Origin of the sequence: Natronomonas salina, from assembly GCF_013391105.1 — an archaeon.
Taxonomy (GTDB): Archaea; Halobacteriota; Halobacteria; order Halobacteriales; family Haloarculaceae; genus Natronomonas; species Natronomonas salina.
Genome location: NZ_CP058335.1, coordinates 3,130,186 through 3,149,267, shown reverse-complemented (window position 1 = coordinate 3,149,267; position 19,082 = coordinate 3,130,186). Strand labels below are relative to the sequence as shown.

Below are 19,082 nucleotides of genomic sequence, written 5' to 3'. Positions count from 1 at the left end.
GCTCCGGGTGGCAAACTTCTTAACCGGCGGCGCGCCAAGGTCTGGTAATCAAATGGCGCGCGCGGAGAACACCGAGGTCATCGACAAGTTCGAGCAGTTCTACCGCGACTACTACCGGAACGAGATCGGTGAACTCGCCCAGCGGTACCCCAACGAGCAGCGCTCGCTGTACGTCGACTGGGACGAACTCTACCGCTTCGACCCCGACCTCGCCGACGACTTCGTCGCCCAGCCCGAGCAGATGCGCGACTACGCCGAGGAGGCCCTCCGGCTGTACGACCTCCCGGTCGACGTCAAGCTCGGGCAGGCCCACGTCCGCGTCCAGAACCTCCAGGAGTCGACCGGCATCCGTGACATCCGCGCGCGCCACCGCGGCCAGCTGGTCGCCGTCAGCGGCATCGTCCGGAAGGCCACCGACGTCCGGCCGAAGATCACCGAGGCGGCCTTCGAGTGCCAGCGATGCGGGACGCTCAGCCGCATCCCCCAGACCTCCGGAGAGTTCCACGAGCCCCACGAGTGCCAGGGCTGCGAGCGGCAGGGACCGTTCAACATCAACTTCGACCAGTCGGAGTTCGTCGACGCCCAGAAGCTTCGCGTCCAGGAGTCCCCGGAGGGACTGCGCGGCGGCGAGACGCCCCAGAGCATCGACGTCCACATCGAGGACGACATCACCGGCGAGGTGACCGCCGGCGACCACGTCCGGGTGACCGGCATCCTCCACCTCGACCAGCAGGAGAGCAACCAGGAGAAGTCCCCCATCTTCGACGTCTACATGGACGGCCTCTCGGTGGAGATCGAGGACGAGCAGTTCGAGGACATGGACATCACCGACCAGGACAAGAAGGAGATCATCGAGCTCTCCGGGGCCGACGACATCTACGAGCAGATGGTCAACTCCATCGCGCCCTCCATCTACGGCTACGAGCAGGAGAAGCTCGCGATGATGCTCCAGCTGTTCTCCGGCGTGACCAAACATCTGCCGGACGGCTCCCGCATCCGCGGGGACCTCCACATGCTCCTCATCGGCGACCCGGGTACCGGGAAGTCCGCGATGCTGCAGTACATCCGGAACATCGCGCCGCGCTCCGTCTACACCTCCGGCAAGGGGTCGTCCTCGGCCGGTCTCACGGCGGCGGCCGTCCGCGACGACTTCGGCGACGGCCAGCAGTGGACGCTGGAGGCGGGGGCGCTCGTCCTGGCCGACCAGGGCATCGCGGCGGTCGACGAGCTGGACAAGATGCGGCCGGAGGACCGCTCGGCGATGCACGAGGCCCTCGAGCAGCAGTCCATCTCCGTCTCGAAGGCCGGCATCAACGCGACCCTCAAATCGAGGTGCTCGCTGCTCGGCGCAGCCAACCCGAAGTACGGCCGCTTCGACCAGTACGAGCCCATCGGCGAGCAGATCGACCTCGAGCCGGCGCTCATCTCCCGGTTCGACCTCATCTTCACGGTCACCGACCAGCCCGACCAGGAGAAGGACGCCAACCTCGCCGAGCACATCATCAACACGAACTACGCCGGCGAGCTGCACACCCACCGGCAGAACAACGCCACCTCCAACGTCACCCAGGAGGAGGTCGACAACGTCACCGGCAACGTCGAGCCCGACATCGACGCCGAGTTCCTCCGGAAGTACATCGCCTACGCCAAGCGGAACTGCTTCCCGACGATGACCGAGGAGGCCAAGGAGGCCATCCGGGACTTCTACGTCGACCTGCGTGCGAAGGGCCAGGACGACGACGCGCCGGTCCCGGTCACCGCCCGGAAGCTCGAGGCCCTCGTGCGGCTCTCGGAGGCCTCCGCGCGGATGCGCCTCTCCGACACCGTCGAGCAGGAGGACTCCGAGCGCGTCATCGAGATCGTCAGGTCCTGCCTGCAGGACATCGGCGTCGACCCCGAGACCGGCGAGTTCGACGCCGACGTCGTCGAGACCGGCCAGTCGAAGAGCCAGCGCGACCGCGCGAAGACCCTGCTCAACATCATCGAGGAGCTGCAGGAGGAGTACGAGGACGAGCCCGGCGCCCCGGTCGACGCCGTCGTCGAGCGGGCCCAGGAGGCCGGCGTCGACGAGTCGAAGGCCGAGCACCGCATCTCCGAGTTCAAGAAGCGCGGCGACATCTACGAGCCCCAGAACGGGTTCGTCCGGATGATCTAGCGCGATGGACCGCATCGCCGCGCTCCGGCAGATCGAGGACGCGCTGGCCGACCTCGAGGCCGGCGAGACCGACCTGGCAGACTGCGAACGGCAGGTGCGGGCGACGGTCCGGACCTTCGCGACAGAGTTCGACGGCGACCTCGCGGCCTACAGGGCCGACGACGGCGCAGTCGTGGTCGCCGCCTCCGAGCGGGAGGCCAGAGAGCGCGTCCGGGAACTGACCGACGCCGAGGCGCCGACGGTCGAAAAGCTGGACTGAACCGTTAATTTTACTCCTGAATACGTCGACGAATAGCGCGTGCTGCTGGTCGTCACGTACTCGCAGGCCGCCCGGACCTCGCTGCGGAACGTCTGCCGGACCCACGAGGAGAGCGTCGTCCGCCGGTTCGGGCGGGCGGCGCTGCTGGCGGAGAGCCACCACGGCGCGTTCCTGGCGCTGCGGCTCCGCGAGAAGCACCCCGACGACGTGCAGGTCGAGCGGACCGAACCGTTCAACGAGTTCCGAACGGTCCCCGACGCCGTCCGCGAGGCGGCGACGGCCTACGAGGGCCGGTCGGACCCGAACACGGCGTACGCGAAGTTCGCGGTCGACTCCCCGCACCCGTCGCCGGCGGAGCTCAAGTCGCGGGAGCTGTGACCCTCCACGACCACGTCGGCGTCGTCGCACCCGGCACGTCCCTCGACCGCCGCGAGGCGCTGGTCGCGGCCGCCCGTTCCCGCGGATTCGCCACGTCGGTCGACGAGGAGCTACGCGACGCCCGGGAACGGCTGGCCGACCTCGGCGAGCCGGTACCCTCGCTGGCTGCGGCGCGACGTCGGGTCGCCGAGGCCGAGGCCGACATCGACGAGACGCGCGAGCGAGTCGCGACGCTCCGCGGTCGGCTCCGGGCGACCGACGACGGAGAGGTCGAGGAGGCCTACCGGGCCGCGGTGCGGGAACTCACCGAGGCCGAGACCGAGCGCGCCGCCGCAGCGGAGGCGCTGGCGGACGCCCGGAGGCGGGCTCGCGAGGCCCGCGACGAACGCGAGGAGCGTCTCCGGCTGGAGGACCGGGTGGCGAACCTCGAGCGGCAGGCCCGGGAGGAACTGATCGAGGCCGTCCGTCCGGCAGTCGACGAGGCCGTCGGCGCGGCGCCCGGCTCGGGGGCATCGAGCTACGAGGCCGCAGCTCCGGTGACGGCCGCGCTGGCGCTGATCCGGGTGGGACGCGTCCGGACGCCGGTCGTGCTGGCCTGCAGGCGGTTCGAGAGCGGGAAGGACGCCGAAGCCTGGCTGTCGGCGCCCGTCTACAGGCTGTAACTTTTCACGGAAGGGGCGCCAGACCCGCCGTGCCGACGCTCACCGTCGAGACCGTCCGCGGCGACGGCGTGACGTTCGTCGAACTGCTGGTGACCGCCGAACGGCCGCACCGCCTTCGCGTCGAGAGCCGGCTCGACGGCCCGGTGTGGCCGCCGAGAGCGGAGGGCCGTCCGGCTGAGGGCTGGGACAACAGTGGCGTGACGGCGACCGTCGAGACGGGGACGACCGCCTTCGGCTTCGCGACGCCCGTCGAGCCCGCGGAACCGGTCGCGGAGCTGGTCCGCGCCGAGCCGGTGCGGGAGTCCGAACTGCCGGTGGGGATGGCAACTTGGCTCGACCGGGTCCGAGAGCGGGTCGAGACCGCCGAACGGCTGGAGGCGGTCGAAGACCTCCCGTCGGCGACCCGGGCGGTCGCATCCGTCGGTGGACTGGCGGCCGTGGAAGAACTGGCGGCGGACCTCGCCCGTGACCGTCGGGTACTGTCGCGGCTGGACGTCGCTCCCGACGGGCTCGCGGCGCGGATCGAGTCGGTGGAGCTCCCGACCGAGTCGTTCGCCCGACTGGCTCAGGCCGAGTCCCGCAGGTCCTGGTAGGTGTTCCTGATCGTGACCGTCGAGACGCCGGCCACGTCGGCGGCCTCCTCCTGCGTGAGGTCGTAGCTCGACTCGCGGGCGACCGTGTAGAGGCAGGCGGCGGCGACACCGCTGGGATTCCGGCCGGTCGTGATGCCGGCGTCACTGGCATCCGTCGCGAGCTCGCGGGCCCGCCGCTCCAGCGCGCTCGGGACGTCGAGCTTCGAGGCGAAGCGGGCGAGGTACTCCGCGGGGTCGATGGGGCCGGTCGGCAATCCGAGGTCGCGGTTCAGCGCGTCGTAGGCGACCTTCAGTTCGGCCTCGTCGGCGGCGGCGACGCCGACGATCTCCCCCAGCGTCCGCGAGACGGAGGCGGTCCGGCAGACCGCGTACACCGCCGCCGCGGCGAACCCCTCGATGGAACGGCCCTGCAGGAGGTTCTCGTCCTGGGCGGACTCGAAGAGGACGCAGGCCCGTTCCTGGAGCGCGTCGGGGAGTTCGAGCTGGCCCGTCACGCGCCGGATCTCCGTGAACCCGTAGACCTGGTTGCGGTCGCGCTTCGACCCGATCCGCGCCCGCTTGTGCTCCCGCCGCATGCGGGCCACGCGTCGCCGCTTCCGTCCCTTCAGGCGCGTGGAGTGGCCGATCTCGGTCGACAGTCCGCGGTCGTGTCGCGATCGGGTGAGCGGCGCCCCGCAGCGCTCCGGGTTGCCGTCGTCGTCCGCGAACGACCGCCACTCCGGCCCTCGGTCGAGGGCGTCCTCGCCGACCACCAGACCGCACTCGCTGCAGACCGTCTCCGTGCCGGTGCTCCGCAGCCGCCCCTCGCACTCGGGGCAGGCCCGTCGCGTGCTCGTGCTCATCACGTGTGGAGATGGGGCCGGATGATACTTTAAAAACGAGCAGCGGCGGCGGAAACGAACCGGTCCATCGGCGAGGAGCGTACCGGTAACCGGTACGCTCTATCTCGATCGCTACCAGATTATTTCTAACCATCCACTAGGTTTAACAAGGGACGGGGGACCACGGGCGAGTATGGCCCTGTCGGACATCGCCGCCGGACTGGAGGTGACGACCGAACAGCGGGAGCGCAGCGTCGCGACGAGCGACGAGACGGACGCGACGCTGGCCGACCGACTGTCGAGGTTCGACGACGAGCTCCCCTGTTCGGCCGACGCCGCCGCGACGCTGGTGGAGGCCTACGTCGGTGGGGCGAGCGTCGGTCGCGCGGCGGCCGTGGCCGAACTACCGAAGACGATGGCGGCGAAAGCGCTCCACCTGCTCGGCGAGCCCGTCGATCCCCTGACGCCCACCGGCGGTCGGATCATCGACGACTGGCTGGCCGGCGAGATATCGCGGACCGAGGCCAAACGGTTGATCGGCGTCGGCGACGACGAGTTCGCGCTCGGCGCCTACGTCGCGACCCACGAACCGATCGCCGACGCTGAAGCGGTCGTCGCAGACGCGCTGTCGACCGGTCGAGATTCGGACCCCCTGTCCGACGCCGTCGGCGACGCGGACGACTGGCTCTATACGGGGAACTTCGAGCGGAGCCCCTCGCCGGTCTCCGGTTCCACCGCCACGTCGACGGCGATACCGAGAACGGCTGCGAACGCGTCGTGGACCGATTCGTCCCCGGAGACGGCCGGCCACTCGCCCTCGAAGGTCGGGACCGCGACGTCGGCGTCGGGGTGGTCCTCGGCCCTCGTGACGACCGTCACCGGATCCGGTATGCCGACGTCGGCCAGTCGGTCCTCGGCGCGGGGGACCGCGGCGGCGGCGCGGTTGGCGTCGCAGACCACCGCGACCTGCTCGACGCCGGTCACTGCGGCGACCGCCTGGTTGGCCGCCACGGGCGGCGTATCGACGAGGACGTGATCGAAGGCCCTGGCGGCCTCGTCGATCCGGTCGCCGAACGCGGCCGCCGCCTCGGGTGCCTTCGCCCGGGCGAGGCGCTCAAACGGCGCCCTGGCGGGACAGACGGCGAGCCGTCCCGCGCCCGACACGTCCGGGTCGACGAACCCCTCCTCGAGCGGTCGGTCGTCGAGACAGAGGGCGGTCACGTCGGGGTCGACGCGACCAGGGATCCGATCGGCGAGCCCCTGCGTCCCGTAGGCGGCGTCGAGCACGGCGACGTCGCTCCCCTCCCGGGCCAGTAGGGCTGCACACTCCAGCGTCACGCGCGTCGTGCCGGCGCCACCCGCGGCACCGACGAACGCACACGTCTCCGTAGCCATACTACGTTTCGTTCGTCTTCGGATTAAAAATTTGTCGCAACCGACTGGTTTGCGTATTCGCGTCCTGACCCGATCTCTGGAGGCATTATATCGGAGATTAGAATGCCGAATATACCCGAATGCATCCGGTATACCGCTTCTCCGGGCGACGTTCTTTTACCCGTGCATCCCCGACGTGCGCGCGGGTACGGACCGGAGAGAACAGCCCGTACCTGAACCGCATGATCGCCTCAGACATCCACCCCGGAAGACACCAGGATGTACCACGATTCGAATACGACCCCGTCGACGGCGGGACGCTCGTCTACCTCGTCCGCCGCGAGGACCGCGACCACGTCGACGAGCCGGTCGCCACCGACCGCCGACTGCACGGCTTCGCCGACGTGACCGACTGGGACGCCGTCCGGTCGGAGCTCGTCCGCCGCGGCCACGACGTCGGCGCGATCCACCACCTGCCGCACGTGGAACACGGCGCGTAGCGAGCGGCGAGTCAGTTCCAGTTCTTTTCACTGTCTAGGGACCTCTTGCGTACGGTCCCGGTACGTAGCAGGTTCGTAACTAACCCCGCGGGTGACGTCTCTGTCGTCACGATGCTCTGGCGAATCGCGGCTGCCGTCGGCGGGCTGGGCGGACTCGGATCGCTGCTGCTCCCGTACGCGTACGTCTCGACGAGCATCGGCGACGTCGAGATGCAGGAGGGCTCCTACACCCTCCTCGAACTGGCGTCGCTGCTCGAGGAGACCGGCAACGACCCGACGATGATCTACGCGCTCGCCGGCGTGGTCGTCTTCGGGTCCACGGTAGCGCTGGTCGCCGCCCTCGCGTTCCACCACCTCGCCGGCGCCGGCGCCTTCGTGCAGGGCGCCGCAGCCGCGCTGTTCTGGTTCGGGCTCCAGATGGAGGGTGCCCAGACGTTCTTCATGGGGCTCGGCCGGGTGGACGCGAGCGTGGAGGTCGGCTTCTACGCGCTCGTGGCCGCGGCGGTGGCGTCGCTGCTGGCCTCGGTCATCGGCGCGATAACGGAACGGGATCGGGGGCGTGACGCCGACCCGACGGCCGGCCAGCCCCGTCGGGATTAGTCCTTCTGGTACTCCTTCTTGAAGCCGCGGAACTCGGTGCGGTGGGCCTCCTCGTCGGCGAGGATGGTGACGGCGATGTCCTCGGTGACCGGGTCGTCGGCCTCCTCGGCGGCGTCGATGAGGTCGCGGTAGGTCGCGATGGCGTCCTCCTCGGCGTCGAGGACGCCCTCGATGACCGACAGGACGTTCGTGGAGTCCTCTGGCGGCTGGAGGGTGTCCTGGCGTGCCTTGAACTCGGCCGACCCCGGCGGGCGGGCGTCGAGCTGCTTGAGCCGCTGGCCCAGCTCCTCGGAGTGGCCCAGCTCCTCCTGGATGTCCACCTGGAGGCTCTCCTTGATCTCCTCGGCGCGGACGCCGTCCAGGACGATGGCGTTCGTCTGGTAGTTCATCACGGTCTCGATCTCGTCGCTGTACGCCTTCTTCAGGAGCTCGATGACGCGGTCTGACGACATGCTAGGACCGACGGCGCCCAGCGGGTTATAGCTGGGGTGCGCGGTCAGGGTCGCCGGTGGTAGCCGACGGTCACGGCGGGTTCGAGACCGTCCCGTCGGCAGGTACTTGCCCGTCGGTGGTCAATATCGTCAACGCATGGCCGAGCTACAGATCAGCGACGAGCTCAGGGACCGCCTGGAGAGTCACACCGAGGAGGACGAGTCGATCGAGGAGCTCATCGAGGAGCTCGTCAGCATCTACGAGACCGAGGGCGCCTTCATGCGGGAAGGCTACTCCGAGTAGCGCCGAGTCACCGGTCTCGGCCCAAGTCGGGCCTCGAAGGGCCTACCCGCGGATGTCGTCGGCGATGTCGTCCAGCTCGTCGTCGTCGAGGTCCGGCCGGTCGCCAGTGATGGCGTGGATGGGGCCGCCGCCGTCGCCCTCGAACCGCGGGACGACGTGGACGTGCAGGTGGGGGACCTCCTGGCCGGCCGCGGGACCGTCGTTGACGGCGATGGTGTGGGCCTCGGCGTCCACCGCGCGCTGGACCCGCGGCGTCAGCTCGCGGACGGCCGCGAAGACCGACGCCGAGAGGTCAGCGGGGAGGTCGCTCAGGAACTGGTGGTGGGCCTTCGGGACGACGAGCGTGTGCCCCGGCGACAGCGGGTTGGCGTCGAGGAACGCGAGCACCTCGTCGTCCTCGTAGACGGTTCGCGACGGGATCTCCCCGTCGACGATGCGGCAGAAGATGCAGTCGTCGCTCATGTCCGTTTGGTCCCCGAGCAGCCGTATCAATCTTGGCCCGCCGGCGGGACCGTCCCGAGCGCTGAAGCCCCTCGGCCCCCAAGTGGGGACGATGGTCGACGAAGGCCTCCCCGGCGCGACCGACGTCCACGTCCACCTGATGCCAGACCGCCTGATGCGCGCCATCCGTGGCGCGCTCAACGACGAGGCAGGCTGGGAGTTCCCGCACCCGACCGACCGGGAGCCGATGGAGGCGACGCTCCGCGAGCACGGCGTCGAGCGGTACTGCGCGCTCCCGTACGCCCACAAGCCCGGCATCGCCCGCGATCTCAACGAGTGGGTGCTCGACCGCGCCGACGACTCCGAGATGTGCGTGCCGTTCGCGACGGTCCACGGCGACGACGAGGTCGGACCGGTCGTCCGCGAAGCGTTCGAGGCCGGCGCCCGCGGCCTGAAGTTCCAGTGTCCGGTCCAGGAGGTCGGCCCGGACGACCCGCGGCTCGATCCCGCCTTCGAACTCGCCGCGGAGTACGACCGGCCGATCCTCTTCCACGCCGGCACCGCGCCGATGTTCCGGGACTCCCCGCACGTCGGCGTCGACGCGTTCCGGTCGTTCCTCGAATCCTACCCCGAGGTGCGAGCCGCCAGCGCCCACATGGGCGCCTTCGAGGTCGAGGCGTTCGTCGACACCCTCCGCGAGCACGACAACGCCTTCCTCGACACCTGCTTCGCGATGAGCACCGCGGTCGGCGACTACATGGACTTCGACCCGGGCGAGGTGGACGACTCGGTGTTCGAGGAGTTCTCGGGACGGATCATGTACGGCTCGGACTACCCGAACATCCCCCACCCCTACCGGGCGGAGTACGAGGGGCTGCTGGCACGGGAGCTCTCCGAGTCGGCCCGCGAGGAGCTATTCTCGCGGGCAGCCGAGCGGTTCCTCGGCGAGCGGTAGGGCCGACTAGCGTCACCGGAGCGTACCGCCGTCGCTCGGGACTCACTTCGCGCTACTCGGCCGGACCGGCGCCGAGGTCGGCCAGGGTCTCGCCGATGGCCCGCTCGTACCCCTCGGGTTCGTAGCCGAGCCGCTTGATCCAGACGTCCTGGTAGGAGGGGTGGAGGACGGGGAGCAGCGGCGGCAGGGCGTCTGTCTCGATGGGGTCGAGGACGCTGTCGACGAAGCCGTCCAGCTCGCGGTCGGTGGCGGCCAGCAGCGACTCGGTGGCGTGTCGGCCGGTCGGGACGACGCAGGCGGGGTCGACCTCCTCGAGTTCCTCGAGGAGGTAGGGACGGCAGTTGGCCCGTTCGGCGGGCGTCGGTTCGCGGTTCGATCCCTCCCCGTCCGACGGGAAGCACTTCACGGCGTTGGTGAAGTAGAGGTCGTCCTGGCCGTAGCCGAGCCCCTCGAAGAGGTCCCGGACCCGCCGACCGCTGTGGCGGGCGGTGTAGGCCATTCCTGTGTGGTTGCCCCCCTTCCAGCGGTCCGCCTCGGGGGTGCCGGCGCCCGGGGCCTCGCCGACGACCACCAGGGTCGCCTCGAGGGAGCCGACGCCCCACGAGATGCAGGTCCGGTCGGCGGCCAGCGCCGGACAGCGCCGGCAGTCCTCCGCGAGGACGTTGCGGTCGTCGGGGTCGGGGAACGTCGCCATCACCGGCTTCTCGGCGCCGACGGCGGGTCAGGGCTTCGGTCGATGTGGTATTAATGCCACTAAATACCATATACATGTTTGTGCGCATTTAGCCAAACCCTTAAATGCGACAGCCGCGTCCTTCCGGATGCGAATGACCGACACACCCTCCCACCTGGACGAACCGTCCGAAGCGACCCCAGAACCTCCCGAGAGCGCCCTCGATTCCGACCGGTACGGACACCTTTCGCTCGACGGCGGGGACGTCGTCATCTACGACCGCGAGGAACCCGACACCTGGGTCCAGTCGGACTACCACGTCGACGTCGGGGTCTGACGGCCACTTCTCCTCCCGGTACTCACTCGGTCAGCGGCAGGACCGCCCCGAAGATGATGGGGACGAGGAGGCCCAGCGCGACGCCCGTCACTTCCATCCCGAAGAACAGCTGTTCGGCCAGCGCCGGGACCGCGAAGTAGGCGTGGCCGACCACCTCGCCCAGTGCGCCGACGGCGAACAGGGCGACGCCGAGGAGGAACCCCTTCTTCGCGACGGCGGCGTAGTCGAGGCTCCCGCGACTCTGATAGCTCACGGTCGAAGGCGGGTCGTCGCCGGTCGAAAACCTTTCGGTCACTTCAGACGCTCGTGTCCTGGTCGAGCAGCGAGAGCTCCCAGTTCCGCCGCTCCTCGAACCGGCGCTCGCCGACCGACCAACTGCCCCGGCCCAGCGAGAAGGGGCGGGCGAGGACGGAGTTCGACGACGTGACCAGCGACAGCGGGAGCCCGTCGTTCCGGAGGAACCCCGTCGTGGCGCGTACCGACCGCGGAAGCGTGTCCTCGGCGACGGCGATCACGTCGGCCGACCGGTGCTCCGAGAGGGCCGTGAACACCAGCCGCTCGAGGGCGAACGGGTCGGCGTCGACCATCGGTACCGAGTCGAGCAGCTTCGTGTACGTGAGGCCGTCCTTCGACTCCGTGCAGGTGATCAGCGCGGCCACCGGGTGGCCCTCCGACTCCGCGACGTAGGTCGTGACGTCCCACTCCGGGTTGGCGAGCCGCCAGCGGTAGAACACCGCGGTCCGGGGGACGTGCACCAGGTCCGGTCGCCGGCGGTCGTACAGGGTCTCGAGTACCGACGCCGGGACCTCCTCGAACCGACGGACCTCCGGGGAGGACCGACGGAGCGTGCTCGTCGCGCCACCGACGAGGGAGTCGTAGGCGTCGTAGCAGACGCGGGTGACGCGGTCCGTGCTCGGCGGGAGGTCGAGTTCGTCGACGAACGCGGACGGCGACGTGATGCGGTAGGCGGTCGCCGTCCGCCCGATCTCCCGCCACCCCAGCCGGAGGTGGACTGCGCGGGCGACCTCGTTGGGGAAGTTGAAGAAGAGCCCCTCCAGGTCGGCGTACTGCTCGACGGCGAACTGGGTCATCCGCGTCATCAGGCCGTTCCGGCGGTGGTCCGGGTGGACCATCACGTCGGCCGGCTGGAGCCCGAGGACCTCGGCGTCGCCGGCGCGCACCGGCAGCGAGATGAACGGCTCGGCGCCGACGACCTCGCCGTCCCGCTCGGCGACGACCATCCGGACCCGGTCGGTGTAGGGGCCGCCGTAGCGCCAGTGGACCCAGTAGTCGCTCCGCCGCCGCCCGAAGACCGCCTCGTAGAGGTCCAGGTACCCCTCCCGGTCGGACGGCTCGTACGTGCGGACGTGGTAGTCGTCCTGCGTCGGACCGGGTGACTCCAGCGCCATACAGCCCGACTAACATCGAGACCATTCGTTGTAACATGGACGCTAACTAGAGCACCTGGTAACCTACTGGGAGGCTTCTGGCCAGGGGGTCGTCGTTGAAATTTATGGCCGTCGATCCCGGACTGCTCTCGAGACGAGCCGGGAGGGTACTGCCCGCAACCCCCGAAGCTGGGCCATCAGATGTCCCCTGGCGATTGATTCTCTGGACGGTTCAGCGAAGCAGCGGTCCGGCAGAGTTTCGGCGAAATCCGCATTCACGCATTGATACCGTGGGACACGGTCGACCTACCGACGTCGAAAGGCCTATCTCGACCCCCCTCCGAGCTACGGCCATGCGCGAACTGCTCCTCGCTTCGATCGAACTCCTGGCGTACCTCGCCGGGACCGGCGCGCTCGCCGCCGCCGGCGTCTTCGCGGAACTCACCAGCGTCTCCTACCTCACGGCCGGCAACACCAAGTTCGGCGTCTGGCTGGCCGTCATGGGGACGGTCGCCCTCTACGCCGCCTACTCCGTCGGCACCGACAAGCTCCTGCCGCGGCTCCGCGACCAGCTGGCGTAACGACTCTCCTAACGAAGGTCGTCGGGCCTCTCGGGGGACATATGGTACGTCTCCGATCCATCCTCGCCAACACGGTCTTCGGCCTGATCGTCCTCGTCATCGCGAACGCCGTCGGCCTCGGCGTCCAGATCTCGGTGGCGACGCTGCTTATCTGTGCTATCTTCGGCATCTTCGGCGCCATCGTCGTGATCATCCTGGCGGCGTACGGGGTCGCCTTCGCGGCCTTCCTCGTCCCGCCGCCGCTGTGACGGATCCCGTCGTGACGGCCCTGCGGGCAGCCGTCGTAGAACCGCCCGCACGGTACCGATTGTCCTTTAACAGCGGGGGCAATTGTAGGGGATATGAGCCGGTTCGCCGAGGTGGACGACCAGTACGAGCCCCAGGACGTCGAATCGCGGGTGTTCGACTACTGGGACGAGGTCGACGCCTACGAGAAAGCCAAGGAGCACCGCGAGGACGGCGAGGACTTCTTCTTCGTCGACGGCCCGCCGTACACCTCCGGGGCGGCCCACATGGGGACGACCTGGAACAAGACGCTGAAGGACGCCTACATCCGCCACCTCCGGATGCGGGGCTACGACGTCACGGACCGCCCGGGCTACGACATGCACGGGCTGCCGATCGAGACGAAGGTCGAAGAGCAGCTCGGCTTCGACAACAAGAAGGACATCGAGGAGTTCGGCGAGCAGAACTTCATCGACGAGTGCAAGGCCTTCGCCGAGGAGCAACTGCAGGGCCTCCAGGAGGACTTCAAGTCCTTCGGCGTCTGGATGGACTGGGAGGACCCCTACAAGACCGTCGAGCCGGAGTACATGGAGGCCGCGTGGTGGGGGTTCCAGCGGGCCCACGACCGCGACCTCGTCGAGCAGGGCCAGCGCTCGATCAGCCAGTGTCCGCGCTGCGAGACCGCCATCGCGAACAACGAGGTCGAGTACGAGCACGTCGAGGACCCCTCCATCTACGTGAAGTTCCCTCTGCAGGACAGGGACGGCCACCTCGTCGTCTGGACGACCACCCCCTGGACCGTCCCGGCGAACACCTTCGTCGCCGTCGACCCCGAGATGACCTACCAGGCCGTCGAGGCCCGGAGGGGCGGCGAGCGCGAGGTGCTCTACCTCGAGGAGTCCTGCGTCGAGGACGCCCTCGCCGAGGGCGGCTACGACGAGGACTACGAGGTCATCGAGGAGGTCACCGGCGAGGAGATGGTCGGCTGGACGTACGACCACCCGCTGCGCGAGGAGGTCCCCGAGGCGCCGGACTTCGAGGGAGCGCTGCAGGTGTACACCGCCGACTACGTCGAGGCGGACCGCACGGGCCTGGTCCACTCCGCGCCCGGCCACGGTGAGGTCGACTTCGAGCGCGGCCGCGAGCTGGGCCTGGAGATCTTCTGTCCGGTCGGCCCCGACGGCGTCTACGAGGACGCCGGCGGCGCCTACGCCGGCCAGTTCGTCAAGGACGCCGACGAGGCAATCATGGACGACCTCGAGGCCAAGGGCCTGCTGCTCTCCCGCGGCACCGTCCACCACGACTACGGCCACTGCTGGCGCTGCGACACCGGCATCATCCAGATGGTGACCGACCAGTGGTTCATCACGGTCACCGACATCAAGGAGGAACTGCTCGCGAACATCGAGGACAGCGAGTGGCACCCCCAGTCCGCCCGCGACAACCGGTTCCGCGACTTCGTCGAGGACTCGCCGGACTGGAACGTCTCCCGGCAGCGCTACTGGGGCATCCCGATCCCCATCTGGGTGCCGGATGGCGAGGCCGCTGCCTCGAACGGAGGCGGCGAAGCCGCCGAAGGCTGGGACGGCGACGTCGACGAGGCCATCGTGATCGGCACCCGCGAGGAGCTCGCCGAGCGGGTCGACCAGGACGTCGACCCCGACTCGGTGGACCTCCACAAGGGCACCGTCGACGAGCTGACCATCACCGAGGACGGCACCACGTACACCCGCGTCCCGGACGTCTTCGACGTCTGGCTGGATTCCTCGGTCGCCTCGTGGGGCACGCTCGACTACCCCGAGAACGAGGACGCCTTCGAGGAGCTGTGGCCCGCCGACCTCATCATGGAGGCCCACGACCAGACCCGCGGGTGGTTCTGGTCGCAACTCGGCATGGGCAGCGCCGCCCTCGGCGAGGTCCCCTACAGGAACGTCCTGATGCACGGCTGGGCGCTCGCCGAGGACGGCCGGAAGATGTCGAAGTCCATCGGCAACATCGTCGCGCCGCAGGAGGCCATCGACCGCCACGGCGCCGACCCGATGCGGCTGTTCCTGCTCTCGCAGAACCCGCAGGGCGACGACATGCGGTTCTCCTGGGACGAGATGGAGAACCGACAGCGCGACCTCAACATCCTCTGGAACGTCTTCCGGTTCCCGCTGCCGTACATGCGGCTGGACGACTACGATCCGTTCTCGGTCTCCATCGACGACGCCGAACTGGAGACCGTCGACGAGTGGGTACTCTCGCGGCTGCAGACCGTCACCGCCGAGATGACCGAGCAGTGGGACGACTACCGCCAGGACAGGGCCCTCGACGCGCTGTTGGAGTTCGTCGTCGAGGACGTCTCGCGGTTCTACATCCAGGTCGTCCGCGAGCGGATGTGGGACGAGGCCGACTCGGCGAGCAAGGAGGCCGCCTACGCGACGCTGTACCACGTCCTCCTGGAGACGACGAAGCTGCTGGCGCCCTACGCCCCGTTCGTCGCCGAGGAGATCTACGGGACGCTCACCGGCGACGCCGGCCACGACACCGTCCACATGTGCGACTGGCCCGCGGTCGACGAGGCGTACCGCGACCCGCAGCTGGAGACCGACGTCGAGATCGCCGCCGCCGTCGAGGAGGCGGGGTCGAACGCCCGCCAACAGGCCGAACGCAAGCTCCGGTGGCCCGTCACGCGCGTCGTGGTCGCCGCGGACGACGAGGCGGCCGCCGCCGCGGTCGACCGCCACCGCGACCTGCTCCGCGACCGACTCAACGCCCGCGAGATCGAACTGGTCGAACCCGGCGCCGAGTGGGAGGAACTCAGCTACGGCGCCCGCGCGGACATGTCGGTGCTCGGCCCCGCGTTCGGCGACGAGGCCGGCGAGGTGATGGACGCGCTCAACGCCGTGTCGGTCACCGAGACGACCGTCGAGGCCCTGGAGGCGGCGGTCGCCGACGAACTCGGCCGCGAGGTCGAGCTGACCGACGAGATGGTCGAGTTCAACACCGAGACGCCGGAGACCGTCGAGGGGACGGCCTTCACCGTCGGCGGCGAGGACCGCGGGGTCGTCTACGTCGACACCACGCTGACCGAGGACATCGAGAGCGAGGGGTACGCCCGCGAGGTCGTCCGCCGCGTCCAGGAGATGCGCAAGGAGCTGGACCTCGACATCGAGGCGGAGATCCGCGTCGACCTCGAAGTCGCCGACGACCGGATCGCCGCCCTCGTCGCCGAGCACGAGGACCTCATCGCCGGGGAGGTCCGGGCCGCCGAGTTCGGCCCGGTCGACGACGGCTACGAGCGAGTGTGGTCCGTCGAAACGACCGACATGGAGATAACGGTCGAGCCCGTATCCGACAACTAGATGAGAGGACGGCCGGTCGTCGTCGCCGCATTGCTCGTCTGCTGGCTGTTCGCCGGGACCGTCGCCCTCACCGGGACGGCGGCAGCGGCGACCATCGAGGTCGACCACACGCTGGCCCAGAACGACGCCCCCGGCGAGGTCGACGTCCGGACCGACGTCAGGGTCCCGAGCGGGACGACGAGCCTGGAGATAACCATCCCCGAGGGGACCGAGGTCCACGAATCGTCGGGGTTCTCACGAACCGGCGACCGGACCTGGGAGTGGACCCGCACGACCGACCAGCCGTACCTGCAGTACTCGATGGAGGGCAACGTGACGATGGACCGCGGGAACGGCGAGGAGCACCTCTACGCCGTCACCGACGAGTGGGCCGTCGTCCGGACGCCGAGCATCAGCCTGAGCTGGAGCGGCGTCCGGGCCGACGTGGACGTCTCCTCGAGCGTCGACGGCGAGGGCGTCGGCGGCCGACACATCGCCTACCTCGGCCCCTACGAGGAGACCACCCGCGAGGCGTCCGGCCAGCGGTTCCGCCTCGTCGAGGCCGGCGCCTCGGACCTCCGGCCGGGCCGGGAGGCCGTCCTCGACGACCTGGCCGCCGCCTCCGAGCGCATCCAGCTCGGCCAGAAGGACGAGGAGGTGCTCGTGTTCGTCGTCCCCTCGGCGAACATCGAGTGGGCCGCGACGGGCGTCCAGCGCGGCGACTCGAACATGTGGGTCCGTGACGCCGAGGGCCTGGATAACCCGAAGAACACCTGGATTCACGAGTACGTCCACACCCTCCAGGACTACGGCCGGACGACCGAGACCCGCTGGACGATCGAGGGGATGGCCGACTACTACGCGGCACTGATCGCCTACGAGCGCGGCCACATCGACTACGAGGAGTTCCGCGACCGGATGGCCGACGGCCGCGACGACGAGCACTCCGACGTCGAACTCGTCGACCCCTCGACGTGGGAGAACACTCAGGGCAACTACGACAAGGGCGCGCTCGTCTTCGGTTACCTCGATCGCCGTCTCCGCGCCGAGCACGACACCTCCATCGACGCCGCCGTCCGGGAGTTCAACGAGCCCGGCGAGGAGCTGACCCACGAGCGCTTCCTCGACGCGATCGAGGCCGCCGGCGACGCCGACCTGCGAGCCGAGGCCGAGCGGTACACCGAGACGACGGACGTCCCGCCGGTCTGGAGCCGCCAGGAGCACGTCGAGGCCTACGGCGGCCCGGACCTCGCCGCCGAGTTCGACTCCTTCGCGGTCTCGGGTCCCTACCGCGAGGCGAACCTCCAGGAACCCCGGATCGTCGCCGGCGAGACGCTGACGGCGACCGTGACGGTCCGCAACGAGGGCAACCAGGAGGGCGACTTCGAGGTCCCCTTCCGCGTCGACGGCGAGACGGTCGAGACGAGATCCGGGACGCTCGGCCCGGGCGAGTCGACGACGGTGACCTTCGAGCGAACCTTCGAGGACGCCGGCGAGTACGACCTGGCTGCCGGGTCGGCGTCGACGACCGCGGTCGTCGAGGAGCCGGCCGACCTCGAGGTGACGGGTCTCGAAGCCGAGCCGACCGAGGCCGCGATGGGCGAGCGGGTGACGCTGCGCGCGACCGTCGAGTCCAGCGCCGACCGCCCGGCCGCCGGCGAGGTCGAGTTCGCGGTCGACGGCGAGTCGGTCGGCTCCGAGACGGTGCGGATGGCCGACGGCGCGGCGACCGTCGAGACGACCACGACGTTCGACTCGCCCGGCGAGCACGAGGTGACCGCCGGCGGCCGTTCCGCGACGGTGACCGTGACCGAGGAGACGGCGACGCCCGGACCGACGGGGACGGGGACGACGAGCGGGACCGACGACGGGACGACGAGCGGGACCGACGACGGGACGACGAGCGGGACCGACGACGGGACGCCGCCGTCGACGAACGACGGCCCCGGTCTCGGCGCAGTCCCGGCCGTCGTCGCCCTCGTCGCCACCTCGCTGTTCCTCCGGCGCAGACGATGAGCGAGCGGTACCTCGTCTGTCCGACCTGCGAGCGCGTCGAACCCGCCGCGGAGCGCGAGGCCTGTCCGGCCTGCGGCAGCGACCGGACGTACCTCGACCCGGAGGGGACGCTGCCCGACGCGACGACGGAGGCGTACGTCAAACTGGACGCCGAGGACGCGGCCGAGGAGTAGGAAGAGTGGGATGACGCGAGCGGACGCACGACCGGGGCGGCGCCGCTACAGCCGCTCGGCGATTGCGGGGGCGGCGCTGACCGCCGAGACGGCTCGTTCGACGGTGTCGGTCCCGTAGACGGCGTCGACGCCGGCGTTGGCCAGCTTCGTCCGCGCGTCCGCCGCGAGCAGCGGGTGGACGCAGGTGACGAACACGCGCGCGGGCGCCTCGAGCTGCGAGATGGCGGTGCTCATCGTCGAGCCCGTGGCGACGATGTCGTCGACGAGGACGACGTCGCGGTCGGCGGTGGCGGCGTCGCTGGGCTGGATCTCGACCTCGGTGTCGGAGAGGCGGTGCTTCTCGAAGTAGTCGACCTCGCCGGCGCCGTGGGCGTCCCGGACGGTCTCCGCGATGCCGACGGCGCCGGCGTCCGGCGAGAGGAAGAGCGGCTCGGAGAGCGCCGGCAGCGGGTCGGCGAGGCGGCCGGCCGCGTCGACCGGCTCGCAGGGGACGTCGAAGAAGTCGCGGACGGCCGGCTCGTGGGGGTTGACGGTCAGCACGCGGTCGGTGCCGGTGGAGATGGCCCGCGCGACCGCGCGGGCGGAGACCGGCTCGCCGGCCTCGAAGGCCTGGTCCTGGCGGCCGTACCCCATGTACGGGACGACGGTGACCACCTCGTCGGCCTGCTGGCGGGCGGCGTCCTGCAACTGGAGCAACTCGACGTGCGCGCGGTCGGAGACCGTCGAGGCGACGACGACGGCCCGGTCGTCGGTCTCGGGGACGCGGACCAGCTGTTCGCCGTCGGCGAACCGCTCGTACTCGACGGGCGCCAGCGGTTCGTCGAGTTCGGCCGCCAGCGCCGCCGCCACCTCCTGTGACGCGGAACCCGGGACTATCATGGGCGGGACTG

The 19,082-nt window shown here is 69.8% G+C and carries 23 protein-coding genes and 1 pseudogene; 16 read left to right on the top strand and 8 right to left on the bottom strand.

Annotation, left to right across the window (positions count from 1 at the left end):
• The first annotated feature begins 52 nt into the window (after window positions 1-52).
• The 5 genes from HWV07_RS16260 to HWV07_RS16240 are packed head-to-tail and all read left to right on the top strand — an operon-like array spanning window position 53 to window position 4,047.
• Window positions 53-2,155: a minichromosome maintenance protein MCM gene (locus tag HWV07_RS16260; RefSeq protein ID WP_178335320.1), complete on the top strand. Its 2,103-nt coding sequence runs from the start codon at window positions 53-55 to the stop codon at window positions 2,153-2,155.
• Window positions 2,156-2,159: 4 nt separating this feature from the next.
• A complete protein-coding gene (locus HWV07_RS16255) occupies window positions 2,160-2,414 on the top strand; it encodes a DUF7854 family protein (protein WP_178335319.1) in 255 nt (84 codons plus the stop codon).
• Between the two features lie 39 nt (window positions 2,415-2,453).
• Entirely contained in the window at window positions 2,454-2,792 is a 339-nt protein-coding gene (locus HWV07_RS16250) for a DUF7855 family protein (RefSeq protein ID WP_178335318.1), read from the top strand.
• On the top strand, window positions 2,789-3,454 hold the full coding sequence (locus HWV07_RS16245; protein ID WP_178335317.1) for a DUF7856 family protein: 666 nt from the start codon (window positions 2,789-2,791) through the stop codon (window positions 3,452-3,454). The genes HWV07_RS16250 and HWV07_RS16245 overlap by 4 nt, the downstream gene beginning before the upstream one ends.
• Window positions 3,455-3,483: 29 nt before the next feature.
• Window positions 3,484-4,047 (top strand): DUF7857 domain-containing protein, encoded by a 564-nt coding sequence (locus tag HWV07_RS16240; protein ID WP_178335316.1) that lies wholly within the window; start codon window positions 3,484-3,486, stop codon window positions 4,045-4,047.
• Here HWV07_RS16240 and HWV07_RS16235 read toward each other — a convergent pair.
• The gene (locus HWV07_RS16235) at window positions 4,020-4,889 is read right to left on the bottom strand and encodes a transcription initiation factor IIB (protein WP_178335315.1); all 870 of its coding nucleotides are present in this window, start codon (window positions 4,887-4,889) and stop codon (window positions 4,020-4,022) included. The two genes, HWV07_RS16240 and HWV07_RS16235, sit on opposite strands and share 28 nt — an antisense overlap.
• A 172-nt stretch (window positions 4,890-5,061) precedes the next feature.
• On the opposite strand from HWV07_RS16235, the pseudogene HWV07_RS20220 reads away from it, so the two are divergent.
• Window positions 5,062-5,460 (top strand): annotated as a pseudogene (locus HWV07_RS20220) (DUF7858 family protein); the annotation flags it as partial.
• 95 nt (window positions 5,461-5,555) lie between these two features.
• Here HWV07_RS20220 and HWV07_RS16225 read toward each other — a convergent pair.
• A complete protein-coding gene (locus HWV07_RS16225; RefSeq protein WP_178335313.1) occupies window positions 5,556-6,263 on the bottom strand; it encodes a MinD/ParA family ATP-binding protein in 708 nt (235 codons plus the stop codon).
• A gap of 221 nt (window positions 6,264-6,484) precedes the next feature.
• Between HWV07_RS16225 and HWV07_RS16220 the strand changes: the two genes are divergently transcribed.
• Window positions 6,485-6,742, top strand: a complete 258-nt coding sequence (locus HWV07_RS16220) for a hypothetical protein (RefSeq protein WP_178335312.1) — start codon at window positions 6,485-6,487, stop codon at window positions 6,740-6,742.
• A gap of 111 nt (window positions 6,743-6,853) precedes the next feature.
• A complete protein-coding gene (locus tag HWV07_RS16215; protein ID WP_178335311.1) occupies window positions 6,854-7,342 on the top strand; it encodes a hypothetical protein in 489 nt (162 codons plus the stop codon).
• Here the strand turns inward: HWV07_RS16215 and HWV07_RS16210 are convergent.
• Window positions 7,339-7,794 (bottom strand): ferritin-like domain-containing protein, encoded by a 456-nt coding sequence (locus HWV07_RS16210; RefSeq protein ID WP_178335310.1) that lies wholly within the window; start codon window positions 7,792-7,794, stop codon window positions 7,339-7,341. The genes HWV07_RS16215 and HWV07_RS16210 overlap by 4 nt on opposite strands.
• Before the next feature lie 136 nt (window positions 7,795-7,930).
• Here HWV07_RS16210 and HWV07_RS16205 point away from each other — a divergent pair, with 136 nt between their 5' ends.
• The gene (locus HWV07_RS16205) at window positions 7,931-8,077 is read left to right on the top strand and encodes a DUF7557 family protein (RefSeq protein ID WP_178335309.1); all 147 of its coding nucleotides are present in this window, start codon (window positions 7,931-7,933) and stop codon (window positions 8,075-8,077) included.
• Window positions 8,078-8,119: 42 nt separating this feature from the next.
• On the opposite strand, the gene HWV07_RS16200 is transcribed toward HWV07_RS16205, so the two are convergent.
• Complete coding sequence (locus HWV07_RS16200; RefSeq protein ID WP_178335308.1) at window positions 8,120-8,539, bottom strand: HIT family protein; 420 nt, start codon at window positions 8,537-8,539, stop codon at window positions 8,120-8,122.
• Between the two features lie 91 nt (window positions 8,540-8,630).
• On the opposite strand from HWV07_RS16200, the gene HWV07_RS16195 reads away from it, so the two are divergent.
• Window positions 8,631-9,473, top strand: a complete 843-nt coding sequence (locus HWV07_RS16195) for an amidohydrolase family protein (protein ID WP_178335307.1) — start codon at window positions 8,631-8,633, stop codon at window positions 9,471-9,473.
• Between the two features lie 52 nt (window positions 9,474-9,525).
• Here HWV07_RS16195 and HWV07_RS16190 read toward each other — a convergent pair whose 3' ends face one another.
• Window positions 9,526-10,167: a uracil-DNA glycosylase gene (locus tag HWV07_RS16190; RefSeq protein WP_178335306.1), complete on the bottom strand. Its 642-nt coding sequence runs from the start codon at window positions 10,165-10,167 to the stop codon at window positions 9,526-9,528.
• 133 nt (window positions 10,168-10,300) lie between these two features.
• Between HWV07_RS16190 and HWV07_RS16185 the strand changes: the two genes are divergently transcribed.
• On the top strand, window positions 10,301-10,483 hold the full coding sequence (locus HWV07_RS16185; protein ID WP_178332320.1) for a DUF7331 family protein: 183 nt from the start codon (window positions 10,301-10,303) through the stop codon (window positions 10,481-10,483).
• Window positions 10,484-10,505: 22 nt separating this feature from the next.
• On the opposite strand, the gene HWV07_RS16180 is transcribed toward HWV07_RS16185, so the two are convergent.
• Both HWV07_RS16180 and HWV07_RS16175 read right to left on the bottom strand, forming a co-directional pair.
• Window positions 10,506-10,736 (bottom strand): DUF7860 family protein, encoded by a 231-nt coding sequence (locus tag HWV07_RS16180; RefSeq protein WP_178335305.1) that lies wholly within the window; start codon window positions 10,734-10,736, stop codon window positions 10,506-10,508.
• A 43-nt stretch (window positions 10,737-10,779) separates the two neighbouring features.
• Complete coding sequence (locus HWV07_RS16175; RefSeq protein WP_178335304.1) at window positions 10,780-11,892, bottom strand: GNAT family N-acetyltransferase; 1,113 nt, start codon at window positions 11,890-11,892, stop codon at window positions 10,780-10,782.
• Window positions 11,893-12,224: 332 nt separating this feature from the next.
• On the opposite strand from HWV07_RS16175, the gene HWV07_RS16170 reads away from it, so the two are divergent.
• The 5 genes from HWV07_RS16170 to HWV07_RS16150 all read left to right on the top strand — a co-directional run bounded on the left by HWV07_RS16170 (window position 12,225) and on the right by HWV07_RS16150 (window position 18,192).
• The gene (locus tag HWV07_RS16170) at window positions 12,225-12,452 is read left to right on the top strand and encodes a DUF8151 family protein (RefSeq protein ID WP_178335303.1); all 228 of its coding nucleotides are present in this window, start codon (window positions 12,225-12,227) and stop codon (window positions 12,450-12,452) included.
• Window positions 12,453-12,493: 41 nt separating this feature from the next.
• Window positions 12,494-12,700 (top strand): pro-sigmaK processing inhibitor BofA family protein, encoded by a 207-nt coding sequence (locus HWV07_RS16165; protein ID WP_178335302.1) that lies wholly within the window; start codon window positions 12,494-12,496, stop codon window positions 12,698-12,700.
• Between the two features lie 93 nt (window positions 12,701-12,793).
• Window positions 12,794-16,024 (top strand): isoleucine--tRNA ligase, encoded by a 3,231-nt coding sequence (gene ileS, locus HWV07_RS16160; protein WP_178335301.1) that lies wholly within the window; start codon window positions 12,794-12,796, stop codon window positions 16,022-16,024.
• Window positions 16,025-18,019 (top strand): CARDB domain-containing protein, encoded by a 1,995-nt coding sequence (locus tag HWV07_RS16155; RefSeq protein ID WP_178335300.1) that lies wholly within the window; start codon window positions 16,025-16,027, stop codon window positions 18,017-18,019.
• Complete coding sequence (locus HWV07_RS16150; RefSeq protein WP_178335299.1) at window positions 18,016-18,192, top strand: hypothetical protein; 177 nt, start codon at window positions 18,016-18,018, stop codon at window positions 18,190-18,192. Before HWV07_RS16155 ends, HWV07_RS16150 begins: the two co-directional genes overlap by 4 nt.
• A 45-nt stretch (window positions 18,193-18,237) precedes the next feature.
• On the opposite strand, the gene prs is transcribed toward HWV07_RS16150, so the two are convergent.
• The gene (gene prs, locus HWV07_RS16145) at window positions 18,238-19,071 is read right to left on the bottom strand and encodes a ribose-phosphate diphosphokinase (RefSeq protein ID WP_178335298.1); all 834 of its coding nucleotides are present in this window, start codon (window positions 19,069-19,071) and stop codon (window positions 18,238-18,240) included.
• Window positions 19,072-19,082: the final 11 nt, after the last annotated feature.

Coding starts and splice junctions, on each gene's coding strand:
- HWV07_RS16195 (WP_178335307.1), top strand. CDS start 8,631: ATGGTCGACGAAGGCCTCCCCGGCGCGACCGACGTCCACGTCCACCTG.
- HWV07_RS16190 (WP_178335306.1), bottom strand. CDS start 10,167: ATGGCGACGTTCCCCGACCCCGACGACCGCAACGTCCTCGCGGAGGAC.
- prs (WP_178335298.1), bottom strand. CDS start 19,071: ATGATAGTCCCGGGTTCCGCGTCACAGGAGGTGGCGGCGGCGCTGGCG.
- HWV07_RS16225 (WP_178335313.1), bottom strand. CDS start 6,263: ATGGCTACGGAGACGTGTGCGTTCGTCGGTGCCGCGGGTGGCGCCGGC.
- HWV07_RS16185 (WP_178332320.1), top strand. CDS start 10,301: ATGACCGACACACCCTCCCACCTGGACGAACCGTCCGAAGCGACCCCA.
- ileS (WP_178335301.1), top strand. CDS start 12,794: ATGAGCCGGTTCGCCGAGGTGGACGACCAGTACGAGCCCCAGGACGTC.
- HWV07_RS16200 (WP_178335308.1), bottom strand. CDS start 8,539: ATGAGCGACGACTGCATCTTCTGCCGCATCGTCGACGGGGAGATCCCG.
- HWV07_RS16165 (WP_178335302.1), top strand. CDS start 12,494: ATGGTACGTCTCCGATCCATCCTCGCCAACACGGTCTTCGGCCTGATC.
- HWV07_RS16205 (WP_178335309.1), top strand. CDS start 7,931: ATGGCCGAGCTACAGATCAGCGACGAGCTCAGGGACCGCCTGGAGAGT.
- HWV07_RS16255 (WP_178335319.1), top strand. CDS start 2,160: ATGGACCGCATCGCCGCGCTCCGGCAGATCGAGGACGCGCTGGCCGAC.
- HWV07_RS16150 (WP_178335299.1), top strand. CDS start 18,016: ATGAGCGAGCGGTACCTCGTCTGTCCGACCTGCGAGCGCGTCGAACCC.
- HWV07_RS16210 (WP_178335310.1), bottom strand. CDS start 7,794: ATGTCGTCAGACCGCGTCATCGAGCTCCTGAAGAAGGCGTACAGCGAC.
- HWV07_RS16155 (WP_178335300.1), top strand. CDS start 16,025: ATGAGAGGACGGCCGGTCGTCGTCGCCGCATTGCTCGTCTGCTGGCTG.
- HWV07_RS16175 (WP_178335304.1), bottom strand. CDS start 11,892: ATGGCGCTGGAGTCACCCGGTCCGACGCAGGACGACTACCACGTCCGC.
- HWV07_RS16260 (WP_178335320.1), top strand. CDS start 53: ATGGCGCGCGCGGAGAACACCGAGGTCATCGACAAGTTCGAGCAGTTC.
- HWV07_RS16215 (WP_178335311.1), top strand. CDS start 6,854: ATGCTCTGGCGAATCGCGGCTGCCGTCGGCGGGCTGGGCGGACTCGGA.
- HWV07_RS16220 (WP_178335312.1), top strand. CDS start 6,485: ATGATCGCCTCAGACATCCACCCCGGAAGACACCAGGATGTACCACGA.
- HWV07_RS16170 (WP_178335303.1), top strand. CDS start 12,225: ATGCGCGAACTGCTCCTCGCTTCGATCGAACTCCTGGCGTACCTCGCC.
- HWV07_RS16235 (WP_178335315.1), bottom strand. CDS start 4,889: ATGAGCACGAGCACGCGACGGGCCTGCCCCGAGTGCGAGGGGCGGCTG.